This window comes from Rathayibacter sp. VKM Ac-2927, assembly GCF_022815525.1.
GTDB lineage: Bacteria > Actinomycetota > Actinomycetes > Actinomycetales > Microbacteriaceae > Rathayibacter > Rathayibacter festucae.
In genome coordinates this window covers 1-12,823 of the sequence record NZ_JALGRT010000008.1, presented here as the reverse complement: position 1 = coordinate 12,823, position 12,823 = coordinate 1, and the positions used below count along the sequence as shown (strand labels likewise).

Below are 12,823 nucleotides of genomic sequence, written 5' to 3'. Positions count from 1 at the left end.
CACCGCGGACGCGCGTCGCCGCGATAGGTTCGAGCGTCCGCTGACGAACGACCCCGGAGACCGCGATGCCGCAGTTCGACCTCCCGCTCGAGCTCCTCGAGCAGTACCAGCCCGACCTGCCGGAGCCCGAGGGCTTCGCGGACTTCTGGCGCGAGACCATCGCCGAGGCCCGCGGCCTCGCGACCGAGCCCGTCTTCGAGCCCGTCGACGCCGGCTTCCCGCTCCTGGAGACCTTCGACGTCACCTTCTCCGGCTTCGGCGGCCACCCGATCCGCGGCTGGCTGATCCTCCCCCGCGGCGTCGAGGGGCCCCTCCCCGCGCTGGTCACCTACATCGGCTACGGCGGCGGCCGCGGCCTGGTCGACGAGTGGACCGCGATGAGCGCCGCCGGCTACGCGCACCTGGTGATGGACACCCGCGGCCAGGGCTCCGGCCACCGCGGCGGCGACACCCCCGACCCCGTCGGCAGCGGCCCGCACGTCAGCGGCTTCATGACCCAGGGCATCGAGTCCCCCGCAGACCACTTCTACCGCCGCGTCTTCACCGACGCGGTCCGCGCGCTCGACGTGCTGCGGGCCCACCCCGCCGTCGATCCCGCGCGCGTCGCGATCTCGGGCGGCAGCCAGGGCGGCGGCATCTGCCTCGCCGTCGCCGGCGTCCTGGGCATGCTCGGCGAATCGGAGTCGGCGCGCGCCGCGATCATCGACGTCCCGTTCCTCAGCCACATCGGCCACGCCGTGCGGATCGTGGAGACCATGCCGTACGGCGAGGTCGTGCGCTACCTGCGCACCCACCGCGGCTCGGAGTCGTTCGTGTTCGACACGCTGTCCTACTTCGACGGCACCTCGTTCGCCCCGCACGCCGAGGTCGCGGCGATGTTCTCCGTCGCCCTGCTCGACGAGATCTGCCCGCCCTCCACCGTCTACGCCTCCTACAACCGCTACGCCGGCCCGCGCGAGATCCGGGTCTACCCGTTCAACGGCCACGAGGGCGGCGAGGTGTTCCAGATCCGCGAGCACGTGCGCTTCCTGGCCCGCGAGCTGGCGTAGGCGCGGCCCCGCGCACTCGGCCGGCTCAGCCCGACTGCGCGTCGAGCATCGCCGTGCCGATGCGGTCCTCCAGGTCGGCCAGCTCGTCCAGGACGTCGACGGCCACCCAGGCCTGGTCCCGCTTCCGGTCGGTCAGCGGAGTGAGCACCCCGACGGCGACGAGCTGCCCGATCGCCGCGCCGACGCTCGAGGGCGCCCGTCCGGTCAGCGCGATCGCGCGGGCGGTCGTGACGATCGGGTGGTCGAGCAGCCCGTCGAGGAGGAGCGCCGCCGCACTCCCCGCCCGCGGCCGGACGGCGGCCCACCAGGCGGCCGGGAGCGCCTCGAGGACGGCGGCCGTCCGGGCCGATTCGGGAGCCGCGATCGCGCAGGCGCGCGCGAGCTCGTCGACGAAGGGCGCGAGCGCCCCGTCCCGGTAGTCGTTCACCAGCTCGAAGTAGCGCTCGCGATCCGCGACCAGCGCCGACGCCACCGGGACGACCGTGGTCCTCGTCAGCCCGCGACGGCGGAGGATCGCGGTGATCAGCGCGCGGCCGATGCGCCCGTTGCCGTCGGTGAAGGGGTGGATCGACTCGAACTGCGCGTGCGCGATCACGGCCTGCACGATCGGGTCGAGGTCGCTCCGATTCGAGAACCGGATCAGGTCGGCCATCAGCGCCGGGACCGTCTCGGGCGGCGGGGGGACGTGCACCGCACCGCGCGGGGAGTGGTCGCTGCCGCCGATCCAGTTCTGCATCGGCCGGTAGGCCCCGGCGGACCGGGCGTCCACCGGGTCGTCGGCCATCAGGACCCGGTGCGCCGTGAGGATCGCCGCCTCGTCGATCAGGCCCGTCCGGCCGGCGGCGTCGACCATGCCCGTCATCGCCTCGGCCGCGGCCACCATCGACGTCGCACTGGAGTTCGCCCGGATGCCGATGGTCGCGCGGGCGCAGTCCTCCAGGCTCGCGTCCTCGTCTTCGATCTTGGAGGAGGAGACCGCCTCGGTGCGGAGGAGGAGCCGGCCGAGCACGCCGAGCCGGTTCCCGTACTCGGCGTCCAGGGCGATGACCGCGTGTCTGGCGTCGTCGAGGGCCGGCCGGGAGGCGGGCGGCGGCTCCCAGGAGGACTCCGCGATCAGCGGCGGCAGGGCGACCACGACCTCGCTGAGCATCCGGTCAGCGCGCGTGCCGGCCCGGACGGTCTGTCGCCAGGGGCGCGTCTCGTACTCGTGCGCCGGCCACTCGGACGTCATCGGGCTCCCTTCGACAACCCGAACCAGCGGGTGCGTTGTATCGGGTTAAAGCTACAACCCGAATCAAGGGCGAAGCTGATTCGGGTTGCGGGTGCAGTCCGACGGCCATCGCTTTGTGACGTCGTGCGACGACAGCGGTGCCGATTCCCGGCCACTCTGGGCACGATCGAGGGATGACTCGTCAGATCCGCTTCAACGCCTTCGACATGAACTGCGTCGCCCACCAGTCCTCGGGCATGTGGCGCCACCCTCAGGACCAGTCCTGGCGCTACAAGGACCTCTCCTACTGGACCGGTCTGGCGAAGCTGCTCGAGCGGGGCACCTTCGACGGCATCTTCATCGCCGACGTCCTCGGCACCTACGACGTCTACGGCGGCTCGAACGAGGCCGCGATCCGGCACGGCGCGCAGGTCCCGGTGAACGACCCGATCCTGCTCGTCTCGGCGATGGCCGCCGCGACCGAGCACCTCGGCTTCGGCATCACGGCCGGCACGGCCTACGAGCACCCGTACCCGTTCGCGCGCCGCATGTCGACGCTCGACCACCTGACCAAGGGCCGCGTGGGCTGGAACGTCGTCACCGGCTACCTGCCCAGCGCCGCGCGCAACATGGGCCACGAGGACCAGCTCGAGCACGACGACCGCTACGACGTCGCCGACGAGTACCTCGAGGTCCTCTACAAGCTGTGGGAGGGGTCGTGGGAGGACGACGCCGTCATCCGCGACCGCGAGTCCGGCGTGTTCACCGACCCGGCGAAGGTGCACGAGATCGGCCACCGCGGCAAGAACTTCACCGTGCCCGGCATCCACCTCTCGGAGCCGTCGCTGCAGCGCACCCCCGTCATCTATCAGGCCGGCGCGTCGCCGCGCGGGATCCGGTTCGCGGCGGGCAACGCGGAGGCGATCTTCGTCGCGTCCTCGACCAAGGCGGGCCTGAAGGCCACCGTCTCGCGGATCCGCGACGCGCTCGAGGCCGCCGGCCGCGACCGCCACTCCGCGAAGATCTACACGCTGCTGACGATCATCACCGACGAGACCAGCGAGAAGGCGCACGCGAAGCACCGCGACTACCTCTCCTACGCGAGCGAGGAGGGCGCGCTGGTCTTCATGTCCGGCTGGATGGGCATCGACCTCTCGCAGTACGACCTCGACGAGCCGATCGGCAACGTGAAGAGCAACGCGATCCAGTCGACCGTCGCCAACTTCCAGGAGGCGAACGAGGACGGCAGCGAGTGGAAGGTCCGCGACATCGCGAAGCTCGGCGCGATCGGCGGCCTCGGCCCGTTCATCGTCGGCTCGCCCTCCGAGGTGGCCGACCACCTGCAGGAGTGGGTCGAGGACACCGACGTCGACGGCTTCAACCTCGCCTACGCGATCACCCCGGGCACCTTCGAGGACGTCGTCGAGTTCATCGTGCCGGAGCTGCGCCGCCGCGGCGCCTACCCCGACGAGTACGTCGAGGGCACGCTCCGCCAGAAGCTGCACGGCCGCGGCGACCGCCTGCCGGAGGAGCACCTCGGCGCCGGCTTCCGCTACCGCGCGGACGCCTGACCCCGGGTCTCGATACGCCGCGTCCCGCGGCTACTCGACCAGCATGGGGTCGCCGTCGCCGGCGTCGGCGCGCACAACCTCAGCTGAGAGCACCCGGCCTCCTCTGTCAGCGGAGGGACCCCCTTCTCAGCTCATGTTGTGCGCGGGCACGTGCTCGGGATCCGCCCGCCGGACGCAGAAGCACCCCGCCGCAGTGCGCGACGGGGTGCTCGTGTGCGTGGGCGAGGAGCGTCAGCCCTCGAATGTGGCGTCGAGGGTGATCTCGACTCCGGTGAGCGCCTTGCTGACGGGGCAGGTGTTCTTCGCGTCCTCGGCGGCCTTGAGGAAGGCGGCCTCGTCGATGCCGGAGACCTCGCCGCTGACGACGAGGGCGATCTTGGTCAGCTTGAAGCCGCCGGCCGAGTCCGGGCCGAGGGAGACGTCGGCGCGGACGTCGAGCGCCTCGACGGTGCCGCCGGCCTGGCCGAGGACGGCCGAGAACTGCATGGCGTAGCAGGCCGAGTGCGCGGCGCCGAGGAGCTCCTCGGGGCTGGTCGAGCCGTTGGCGTCGTCGGCCGCGCGCTTGGGGAACGAGACGTCGTAGGTGCCGAGCTTCGAGCTCGAGAGCTCGACCTGGCCCTCGCCGGTCTCGAGCGAGCCGTTCCAGGCGGTGCGTGCAGAACGAGTGGGCATGGTTCCTCCTTCGGGGCGGGGAGCACCTGCCGTGCCGGCGCTCTCCCTGGGATTCCGAGCCTAGGGGAACGATCGTTCTCCTGCAACGCGCTGGCGCGGAACGTCGCCTGGGAAAGCACCGGCTCAGTGCAGCAGCTTCAGCCCGATCACGCAGCCGACGATCCCGAGGACCAGCAGCGTGCGGACGAGCGAGAAGCCCTCGCCGCCGAAGAACATGCCGTAGAGCACGGTCAGCGAGGCGCCGATCCCGACCCAGACGGCGTAGGCCGTGCCGGTGGGCAGGTCGCGCATCGCGTAGGCCAGCCCGGACAGGCTGGCGACGACGCCGACTCCGAAGATCACGGACGGCCAGAGGCGGGTGAACCCCTCCGACTTGCCGAGGGCGGTGGCCCACACGGCCTCGAGGACACCGGAGACGATCAGGACGATCCAGGACACGACGACTCACTCCTTCGAGTCAGTCTTGTCGTGCTGCCGGGTACTGCTCCCTCGTCCGGTTCGCCGTCATCGGCTCCCGCCAGCGTGTCACCGCGCCCTGGGCAGGCCCTGGGCAGCGGCGGCGGGCGCGGGTCGGGGCAGCGCCGCTAGGCGAGGACCCGGTGGCCGCCGCCGCGCTGCCGCGCCATCTCGGCGCCGAGGCGCTCCGCCTCCTCGCGGGAGTCGTGGCGGGTGAGCGGGACGGCGGCGCCCGCGATGCGGTTGTGCCAGCCGGCGTCGTCGGCGTAGGTCTCGATGGCGGCGATGCGGTCGCCGCTCCTGCTGGTGTGCGCGGTCAAGGGCGCCCTCCGTCTCTCCCGCGTCTCGGAGTCGAGCGGGCCCACCAGACAACCCCGCGCAGCGGCGTCCGCTCCAGGGGTTGACGCTTCCGAGCAGGGAGGCGAAGGTCTCAGCCCGCGACGGAGGCTGCGGGATCGAGGTGGTCGGCCAGCGCGTCGATCGCCTGGTCCCAGCCGTCGTAGAACGAGTCGTCGCCCTGCTCGCCGTCGACGCCGGCCAGCTCGAAGGTCAGGCGCGTCAGCTCGCCGGCCGAGCGGATCGACACGGTCACGACGGGCGCGTCCGCGTCGCCGGGCTCGCCCCAGGTGAAGACGAGCTTCTCGGGAGCCGTGATCTCGCGGTAGACACCGCCGGTCGGGTAGGTCTCCTCGCTCGCGGTCGAGACCATCGTGTAGGCATAGCGGCCGCCGACCTTCAGGTCCACCTCGACGGTGTCGCGCGGAGTGGTCAGCCCGCGCGGGTGCCACCACTGGGCGAGCTCGTCGGGGTCGGTCCACGCACTCCAGATCTCCTGGGGCGTCGCGTCGAACAGCCGGGTGAGGGTGAAGCCCTGAGCGTCGTCGGTCATGGTCGTGCTCCTTGCTGAGCGTCGGAAGGGATGCGCGCGAGCGTACTCCGGGGGCCTCCGAGGCTCCTCCACTCGGTCCCCCGCGCGCAACCCGGACCGTGCCGGACGAGGGCGAGGACGCGCCGCGCCCCTTTTCATGCTGGTCGAGCAGCCCCGCAGGGGCGTATCGAGACCCGCCACCACCAGCAGGGCGGGGCTGCAGACTCGCGTTCTGACGGTGGTGGATCTCGATACGCCCGCTGCGCGGGCTACTCGATCAGCATGAGAGGGCCCGATCCGCGGGCCGCTCGCTCAGCACGGACGCGGGTCAGCTGCCGAGGCGGCCCGTCAGGCGGCGGTGGAAGCCGGTGCTGCGCTCGTCGAGGCCCTCGATGGTGACGGTGGCGCCGTGGTCGCGGTACTTCGTCTCGATGGAGTCGAGGGCGGCCACGGTGGAGGCGTCCCAGATCTGGGCGCGGCCGAGGTCGATGACGACGGCGGCCGGGTCGTCGGAGTAGGCGAAGCGGTCGACGAGGTCGTTGCTGCTGCCGAAGAAGAGCGGGCCGGTCACGGTGTAGCGGACGGACGCGCCGTCGTCGGCGAGGGCGCGCTCGACCGCGATGACGTGGGCGACGCGGCGGGCGAAGAGGATCATCGCCAGGATCACGCCGACCAGCACGCCCAGCGCGAGGTTGTCGGTCGCGACGACGACGACCACGGTGACGACCATCACGAGCGTCTCGGGCACGGGCATCCGGCGCAGGGTCGAGGGGCGGAGGCTGTGCCAGTCGACGGTGCTGATCGCGACGATCATCATCACCGCGGCGAGCGCCACCATCGGGATGCGGCCCATCACCGAGCTGAGCCCGGTGACCAGCGCGAGCAGGAAGACGCCGGCGACGATCGTCGAGATCCGGGTGCGCGCGCCGCCGGTCTTCACGTTGAGCACGGTCTGGCCGATCATCGCGCAGCCGGCGATGCCGCCGTAGAAGCCGGCAAGCAGGTTCGAGACGCCGAGCGCCCAGGACTCGCGGCCCTTGTGCGAGGGGGTGCCGGTCATCTCGTCGACGAGCTTGGCGGTGAGCAGCGTCTCCATCAGTCCGACGAAGGCGACGCTGAGCGCCGTCGGCAGGATCAGCTGCAGCGTCGCGAGGTCCAGCGGCACCAGGAACGGCGTGATGCCGGGCAGCTGCCCGGTCAGCGGTCCCTCGTCCGCGACGTCCGGGACGGCCAGGTTCGCGAGGATGACGACGGCCGTCACGACGACGATCGCGACCAGCGGAGCCGGCACCGCGGTGGTGAAGCGGGGCAGCACGAAGATGATCAGCAGGGTCGCGGCGAAGAGGGCGTAGGCGATCCAGGGCACTCCTATGACATGCGGCACCTGCGCCAGGAAGATCAGGATCCCGAGCGCGTTGACGAAGCCGATCATCACGGAGCGCGGGATGAACCGCATCAGCCTCGCGAGACCGGCGAAGCCGAAGACGATCTGGATGACCGCGGCGAGGATCACCGTCGGCAGCACGTACTCGACGCCGTGCTCCGAGACGAGCGGCGCGATGACCAGCGCGACGGAGCCGGCGGCCGCGGTGATCACACCGGGGCGCCCGCCGAGGATCGACATGGTCAGCGCGAGGACGATCGACGCGACGAGGCTCACCATCGGGTCCACTCCCGCGACGACCGAGAAGGAGATCACCTCGGGCACCAGCGCGAGCGTCGTCACCATGCCGGCGAGCACCTCGCGGGAGAGCTGGCGCGGTGAGCGGAGGGCGTCGAGGACGGTGATCGCGCGGTTCGCGACGGCGGGGCGGGGCCCGGGCAGGCTGGTCGGGCTGATGGGGACGGACACGACGGACCAACCTACCGTAACGTGAGGGTTGACGGAACGGAGTCGAGATGACGGACGAGCACAGCACCGAGCTGACGGCCGAGGATGTCGAGGCGACCATGCGCATCGGCGAGCTCGCCGACCGGTCGTCGCTGTCGCTGCGGACGATCCGGCACTACGACGAGGTCGGGCTGCTCCGGCCGAGCGGCCGCACCGAGGGCGGGTTCCGCCTCTACACCGAGCGCGACTTCGACCGCCTGCTGCTCATCCGCCGGATGAAGCCGCTCGGCTACACGCTCGACGCGATGACCGAGCTGCTCCGCGTCGTCGACAGCCTGGAGCAGGCGGAGACCCCGGAGGAGACCGCCGCGATCCGCGCGCGGCTGGCCGCCTTCGAGGAGGAGGCGTCGCTCCGCCGCGCGAAGCTGCAGGACCAGCTGGCGATGGCGGACGAGTTCCTCGCCCTGCTCCGCGCGCGCTGAGGCGGCGAGCAGGGCGAGGCGATCAGGCCTGGCCCGGCTACAGGATGAAGAGCATCTCCTGGTAGGTCGGCAGCGGCCACAGGTCGTCGGCGATGAGCCCCTCGATGGTGTCGGCCGCCTCGCGGACGGCCGCCATCGCCGGGATCAGCGCGGCACGGGCGTGCTCCGCCTCGGCGAGGGCCGTGTGGCCCGGCTCCGCGGCGAGCGCGTCCTTCAGCGTGGCGAGCGCCGTGCGCAGGTCGGCGATCGGCGCGCTCACCTCGTGCAGCGGCGCGAGATCCGGCTCCACTCCGGCGGCCTTCAGCGCGCCGACGTTCAGCGCGACCTCGGTCTGGTGCCGCACGGCGGCCGGCAGGATCGAGGTCGTGCCCATCTCGAGCGTCAACCGCGCCTCGACGCCGACCGACAGCGCGTACTGCTCGAGGCCGATCTCGTAGCGGCTGTGCATCTCGCGGTGGTTGAAGACCCGGTACTTCTCGAAGAGCTCGAGGGCGGAGTCGGTGATCAGCTCGGGCAGGGCGTCGAGCGTCGTGCGCAGGTTGGCGAGCCCGCGCTTCTCGGCCTCGATCGGCCAGGCGTCCGCGTAGCCGTCGCCGTTGAAGACGACCGCGCCGTGCTCGGTGATGATCGCGGTCAGGAGGTCCTGCACCGCGGTGTCGAAGTCGGTACCGGCGGCGACCGCGGTCTCCAGCTCGGTCGCCGCGAAGTCGAGCGACTCCGCCATGATCGTGGCGATCGTCACCATCGGGCCGGCGACCGACTGCATCGAGCCCGGCGCGCGGAACTCGAAGCGGTTGCCGGTGAAGGCGAACGGGCTGGTGCGGTTGCGGTCGCCCGGGTCGGTCGGGAGGATCGGCAGGGTGTCGACGCCGATCTGCATCGCGCCGCGCCCCTTCGACGAGGTCGCCGGGCCCTTCGCGAGCTGCTCGAAGACGTCGGCGAGCTGGTCGCCGAGGAAGATCGAGATGATCGCGGGCGGGGCCTCGTTGGCACCGAGGCGGTGGTCGTTCGAGGCGGAGGCGACGGAGGCGCGCAGCAGCCCGCCGTAGCGGTGCACCGCGCGGATGACTGCGGCGCAGAACACCAGGAACTGCGCGTTCTCGTGCGGGGTGTCGCCGGGGACGAGGAGCGAGCCGAGCTCGCTGTTGCCGAGCGAGAAGTTGACGTGCTTGCCGGAGCCGTTGACCCCGAGGAAGGGCTTCTCGTGGAAGAGGCACTCCATCCCGTGCTTCTTCGCGACCGACTTGAACGTGGTCATCAGGAGCTGCTGGTGGTCGGCGGCGATGTTGCCGCGCTCGAACATCGGGGCGATCTCGAACTGACCGGGAGCGACCTCGTTGTGCCGGGTCTTCGCGGGGATGCCGAGCTTGAACAGCTCGCGCTCGGTGTCCATCATGAAGCCGAGCACGCGCTCCGGAATGGCGCCGAAGTAGTGGTCGTCGAACTCCTGGCCCTTGGGCGGCTTGGTTCCGAAGAGGGTGCGGCCGGCGTTCAGCAGGTCGGGGCGGGCGAGGAAGAAGTGCCGGTCGATCAGGAAGTACTCCTGCTCCGGTCCGCAGAACGAGACGACGGGCTTCGGCGCGACGTGCCCGAAGAGCTTCAGGATGCGGACGGCGTGCTCGCCCATCGCCTGCTGCGAGCGCAGCAGCGGCGTCTTGTGGTCGAGGGCCTCGCCGGTCATCGAGACGAAGACGGTCGGGATGCAGAGGGTGTTGCCGTTCGGGTTCTCGAGCACGTAGGCCGGGCTGGTGACGTCCCAGCCGGTGTAGCCGCGGGCCTCGAAGGTGTTGCGGAGCCCGCCGTTGGGGAAGCTCGACGCGTCGGGCTCGCCCTGGACCAGGGTCTTGCCGGCGAACTCGGCCAGAGCCGAGCCGTCGCCGACCGGCTCGAAGAAGCTGTCGTGCTTCTCGGCGGTGAGCCCGGTGAGCGGGTAGAAGACGTGCGCGTAGTGGGTGGCGCCCTTCTCGAGCGCCCAGTCCTTCATCGCCGAGGCGACGGCGTCGGCGACCAGCGGGTCGAGCACGGCCCCGTGCTCGATGGTGGCCATGACCGACTTGAAGACCGACTTCGGCAGGCGCTGCCGCATCACGATCGTGCTGAAGACGTTCGAGCCGAAGATCTCGCCCGGCGCCTCGGTCTGATCGAAGACGACCGCGGGCGGGACGTAGGCTTCGACGTCCTTGATCGCGTCGCGGCGGACCGTGTTCCCACTCATGTGTGCCCCGTTCAGCGGCGTCGTGCTCCGCGCCGACCGCGGAGACCGTGGCCAGGCTAGGGAGCGCAGATGCCGGGGCTGTTTCGGGGCGGTGACGTTCTTCTCCGGCCTGTCGCTCTCGCGCGTCTGATTGCATGGGGGGATGAGCCTGCAGCGGACCGACGTGCTGGTCGTCGGCGGCGGACCGGTCGGCGTGCTGCTGGGCGCGCTGCTCGCCCGGCGCGGGGTCGACGTGCAGGTCTGGGAGCGGCGGACCGCGGTGCCCGCCGGGTCGCGGGCGATCGGCATCCATCCGCCCTCGCTCGACGCGATGGCCGAAATCGGTGCCACCGAGCGGATCCTCGCCGAGGGCGTCCGGGTCGCGGAGGGCGTCGCGGTGAGCCGGCGCCGGGTGCTCGGGGCGCTGTCGTTCGCGCGGGCCTCGCGCACGCATCCGTACGTCGTCACCCTCGATCAGCACCGGACCGAGTCGATCCTGCGCGAACGGCTTCGCGAGGTGGCGCCGGACGCGCTGCGCTCGGGCGTCACGCTGACCGGACTCGACCGCGGGCGAGACCACGTCGACGCGACCGGGGCGGACGAGCACGGCGCTCCAGTAACGGTGCGCGCCGCCTTCGTCGTCGGCGCGGACGGGGCGCGCAGCGCGGTGCGCGAGCTGCTCGGGATCCGCAGCACGGGCCGCGACTACCCCGACTCCTACGTGATGGGCGACTTCGCCGACCCGGAGCCGGCCGCGCGGGCGTCGTCGGCGCTCGTCGACGTCGGGCCGGACGGCGTGATCGAGTCGTTCCCGCTGCCGGGCGGGCGGCGGCGCTACGTGGCGCTCGCGGGTGACGATCTGGTGGCGCCCGCGTGGCGGCCGGACGCGGCGCCCGATCCGGCCTCCGCCCTGGCGCTCAGCACCGTGGTGCGGGCGCGGACCGGCGCGGAGCCCGACCCGGCGACCTGCACGATGCTCAGCGGCTTCCAGGTGCGGCGGCGCGCGGCGGAGCGGATCGGCGTGGGCCGGGTGGTGCTGATCGGGGATGCGGCGCACGAGATCAGTCCGATCGGCGGGCAGGGGATGAACCTGGGCTGGCTCGACGCGGCCGAGCTCGCGCCGCTGCTCGCGGACGCCGTGCGCAGTGGTGGGGCCGGGCCGTTCCCCGCCTTCGCCCGGCGGCGGATGCGAGTGGCGCGGCGCGCGGCGCGGCAGGCCGAGCTGAACATGGCGGCGGGACGGCCGGCCGGCGGCGCGGGGCTGCTCGGGCGCGAGGGACTGCTGCGGGCGCTGCTGGCGCTGCCGACCTCGGACCTGCTCGCGCGGGTGTACTCGATGCGGTGGTCGTAGGGCCGGCGGTCGGGCTGCTCGGGCTGCCGGGGCTGCCGGGGCCGGTCAGGCGACGAGTCGCGCGCCCGCCAGGCCGAGCTCGACGACGAGGACGAGCGAGGAGGCGATCACCAGGCGGAACAGCGTGCGGGTCGGCGGGCCGGTGAGCACCAGGCGGACGCCGGCGGCCGCGAGGACGAGGACCGCGACGGTCGCGACGACGGCGAGGACGATTCCCGGGCCGCCGACCGGATCGTCACCCACGACCTGGCCGAGCAGCACGAGCACGGCGCCGAGCATCAGCGAGCCGAACGCGACGACGCCGGAGAGGCGCAGCCCGAGGCGGTGCGGGAAGCCGCGGACGCCGGTCGCCGCGTCGTCGACGAGGTCGGGGAGCACGTTGGTGCAGTGGATCGCGACGCCGAAGACCGCGCCCGTGGCGACCGCCCACCAGGCCGGCAGCTGCCCGCCGCCCGCCGCGACGGAGACGACGGGGAGCAGCCCGAAGGCGACGAGGAACGGGACGACGGAGAACGCGGTGCGCTTGAGTCCGGCGTCGTAGGCCCAGCCCGCGGCGACGAGGACGAGGTGGGCGACGGCGGCGACCGGCCCGAGCAGGAGCGAGAGCACGACGGCGACCGCGGCGGTGCCGAGCGCCGCGGCGCGGACCTCGCCGACGCTGATCCGGCCGAGCGCGACGGGCTTGTCGGTGCGGCCGACGGCGCGGTCGCGGTCGGCGTCGATCCAGTCGTTCGCCAGCCCGATCGAGAGCTGCCCGGCGAAGACGGCGAGCGCCACGAGGACGACGATCCCTGGTGCGTGCCCGGACGCCGCGGCGAGCACGGTCGCCAGCACGGTGACGGTGACGGTCGGCCCGGGATGCGACGAGGCCAGCAGGAGGCGCACCCGGGACGTCATCCGGCCAGCCTACGGCGGGCGTGCGCGGGACGCCGTCCCGGCCCGGTGGCGAGGGGAAGTAAGACCAGCATCTCTCTCTCATGCTGGTCGAGTAGTCCCGCAGGGACGTATCGAGACCCACCCCTCCGTCACGAGGGGCCGATCGCCTCCCGCTCCGACAACGGAGGATCTCGAAGCTTCTATTTGTCAAGGTCGGCAGAGGAGGGGGAAGAGTTCGCGGCAGAGGGCTCGTTTGAGGAGGC

Annotated in this window: 12 protein-coding genes and 1 riboswitch; of the genes, 4 read left to right on the top strand and 8 right to left on the bottom strand. The window is 72.1% G+C overall.

All coding sequences use genetic code 11. The features are described from left to right. Positions 1–65: 65 nt before the first annotated feature. Entirely contained in the window at positions 66–1,049 is a 984-nt protein-coding gene (locus MT353_RS19295) for an acetylxylan esterase (protein WP_243625639.1), read from the top strand. Positions 1,050–1,074: 25 nt separating this feature from the next. Here MT353_RS19295 and MT353_RS19290 read toward each other — a convergent pair whose 3' ends face one another. Further along, complete coding sequence (locus tag MT353_RS19290; protein ID WP_243625638.1) at positions 1,075–2,280, bottom strand: Fic family protein; 1,206 nt, start codon at positions 2,278–2,280, stop codon at positions 1,075–1,077. A gap of 173 nt (positions 2,281–2,453) precedes the next feature. Between MT353_RS19290 and MT353_RS19285 the strand changes: the two genes are divergently transcribed. Next, the gene (locus MT353_RS19285; protein ID WP_243599716.1) at positions 2,454–3,830 is read left to right on the top strand and encodes an LLM class flavin-dependent oxidoreductase; all 1,377 of its coding nucleotides are present in this window, start codon (positions 2,454–2,456) and stop codon (positions 3,828–3,830) included. Between the two features lie 231 nt (positions 3,831–4,061). Here the strand turns inward: MT353_RS19285 and MT353_RS19280 are convergent, their stop codons facing one another. The 5 genes from MT353_RS19280 to MT353_RS19260 form a co-directional block, all read right to left on the bottom strand. Continuing rightward, a complete protein-coding gene (locus MT353_RS19280) occupies positions 4,062–4,502 on the bottom strand; it encodes an OsmC family peroxiredoxin (RefSeq protein WP_123444486.1) in 441 nt (146 codons plus the stop codon). Between the two features lie 123 nt (positions 4,503–4,625). Next, on the bottom strand, positions 4,626–4,940 hold the full coding sequence (locus MT353_RS19275; protein ID WP_123444485.1) for a multidrug efflux SMR transporter: 315 nt from the start codon (positions 4,938–4,940) through the stop codon (positions 4,626–4,628). Positions 4,941–4,953: 13 nt separating this feature from the next. Beyond that, a riboswitch (guanidine-III (ykkC-III) riboswitch) is annotated at positions 4,954–5,019 on the bottom strand. 67 nt (positions 5,020–5,086) lie between these two features. Continuing rightward, a complete protein-coding gene (locus MT353_RS19270; protein ID WP_243599715.1) occupies positions 5,087–5,278 on the bottom strand; it encodes a DUF2188 domain-containing protein in 192 nt (63 codons plus the stop codon). A gap of 110 nt (positions 5,279–5,388) precedes the next feature. After that, positions 5,389–5,847 (bottom strand): SRPBCC domain-containing protein, encoded by a 459-nt coding sequence (locus MT353_RS19265; RefSeq protein ID WP_243616411.1) that lies wholly within the window; start codon positions 5,845–5,847, stop codon positions 5,389–5,391. Positions 5,848–6,154: 307 nt separating this feature from the next. Continuing rightward, the gene (locus tag MT353_RS19260) at positions 6,155–7,651 is read right to left on the bottom strand and encodes a SulP family inorganic anion transporter (RefSeq protein WP_243625759.1); all 1,497 of its coding nucleotides are present in this window, start codon (positions 7,649–7,651) and stop codon (positions 6,155–6,157) included. A 74-nt stretch (positions 7,652–7,725) separates the two neighbouring features. Between MT353_RS19260 and MT353_RS19255 the strand changes: the two genes are divergently transcribed. Further along, positions 7,726–8,139, top strand: coding sequence for a MerR family transcriptional regulator (locus tag MT353_RS19255; protein ID WP_243625637.1), 414 nt, complete (start codon positions 7,726–7,728; stop codon positions 8,137–8,139). Positions 8,140–8,176: 37 nt separating this feature from the next. Here MT353_RS19255 and MT353_RS19250 read toward each other — a convergent pair whose 3' ends face one another. Beyond that, positions 8,177–10,354: a glutamine synthetase III gene (locus tag MT353_RS19250; RefSeq protein WP_127888167.1), complete on the bottom strand. Its 2,178-nt coding sequence runs from the start codon at positions 10,352–10,354 to the stop codon at positions 8,177–8,179. Positions 10,355–10,496: 142 nt separating this feature from the next. Between MT353_RS19250 and MT353_RS19245 the strand changes: the two genes are divergently transcribed. Next, on the top strand, positions 10,497–11,684 hold the full coding sequence (locus MT353_RS19245) for an NAD(P)/FAD-dependent oxidoreductase (RefSeq protein WP_243625636.1): 1,188 nt from the start codon (positions 10,497–10,499) through the stop codon (positions 11,682–11,684). Positions 11,685–11,729: 45 nt separating this feature from the next. Here the strand turns inward: MT353_RS19245 and MT353_RS19240 are convergent, their stop codons facing one another. Beyond that, on the bottom strand, positions 11,730–12,581 hold the full coding sequence (locus tag MT353_RS19240; RefSeq protein WP_243625635.1) for a UbiA family prenyltransferase: 852 nt from the start codon (positions 12,579–12,581) through the stop codon (positions 11,730–11,732). Positions 12,582–12,823 lie beyond the last annotated feature (242 nt).

Bases quoted from the DNA above. Each gene is read 5' to 3' on its own strand.
- MT353_RS19265 (WP_243616411.1), bottom strand. From the start codon at position 5,847: ATGACCGACGACGCTCAGGGCTTCACCCTCACCCGGCTGTTCGACGCG.
- MT353_RS19285 (WP_243599716.1), top strand. From the start codon at position 2,454: ATGACTCGTCAGATCCGCTTCAACGCCTTCGACATGAACTGCGTCGCC.
- MT353_RS19290 (WP_243625638.1), bottom strand. From the start codon at position 2,280: ATGACGTCCGAGTGGCCGGCGCACGAGTACGAGACGCGCCCCTGGCGA.
- MT353_RS19280 (WP_123444486.1), bottom strand. From the start codon at position 4,502: ATGCCCACTCGTTCTGCACGCACCGCCTGGAACGGCTCGCTCGAGACC.
- MT353_RS19240 (WP_243625635.1), bottom strand. From the start codon at position 12,581: ATGACGTCCCGGGTGCGCCTCCTGCTGGCCTCGTCGCATCCCGGGCCG.
- MT353_RS19250 (WP_127888167.1), bottom strand. From the start codon at position 10,354: ATGAGTGGGAACACGGTCCGCCGCGACGCGATCAAGGACGTCGAAGCC.
- MT353_RS19255 (WP_243625637.1), top strand. From the start codon at position 7,726: ATGACGGACGAGCACAGCACCGAGCTGACGGCCGAGGATGTCGAGGCG.
- MT353_RS19245 (WP_243625636.1), top strand. From the start codon at position 10,497: ATGAGCCTGCAGCGGACCGACGTGCTGGTCGTCGGCGGCGGACCGGTC.
- MT353_RS19295 (WP_243625639.1), top strand. From the start codon at position 66: ATGCCGCAGTTCGACCTCCCGCTCGAGCTCCTCGAGCAGTACCAGCCC.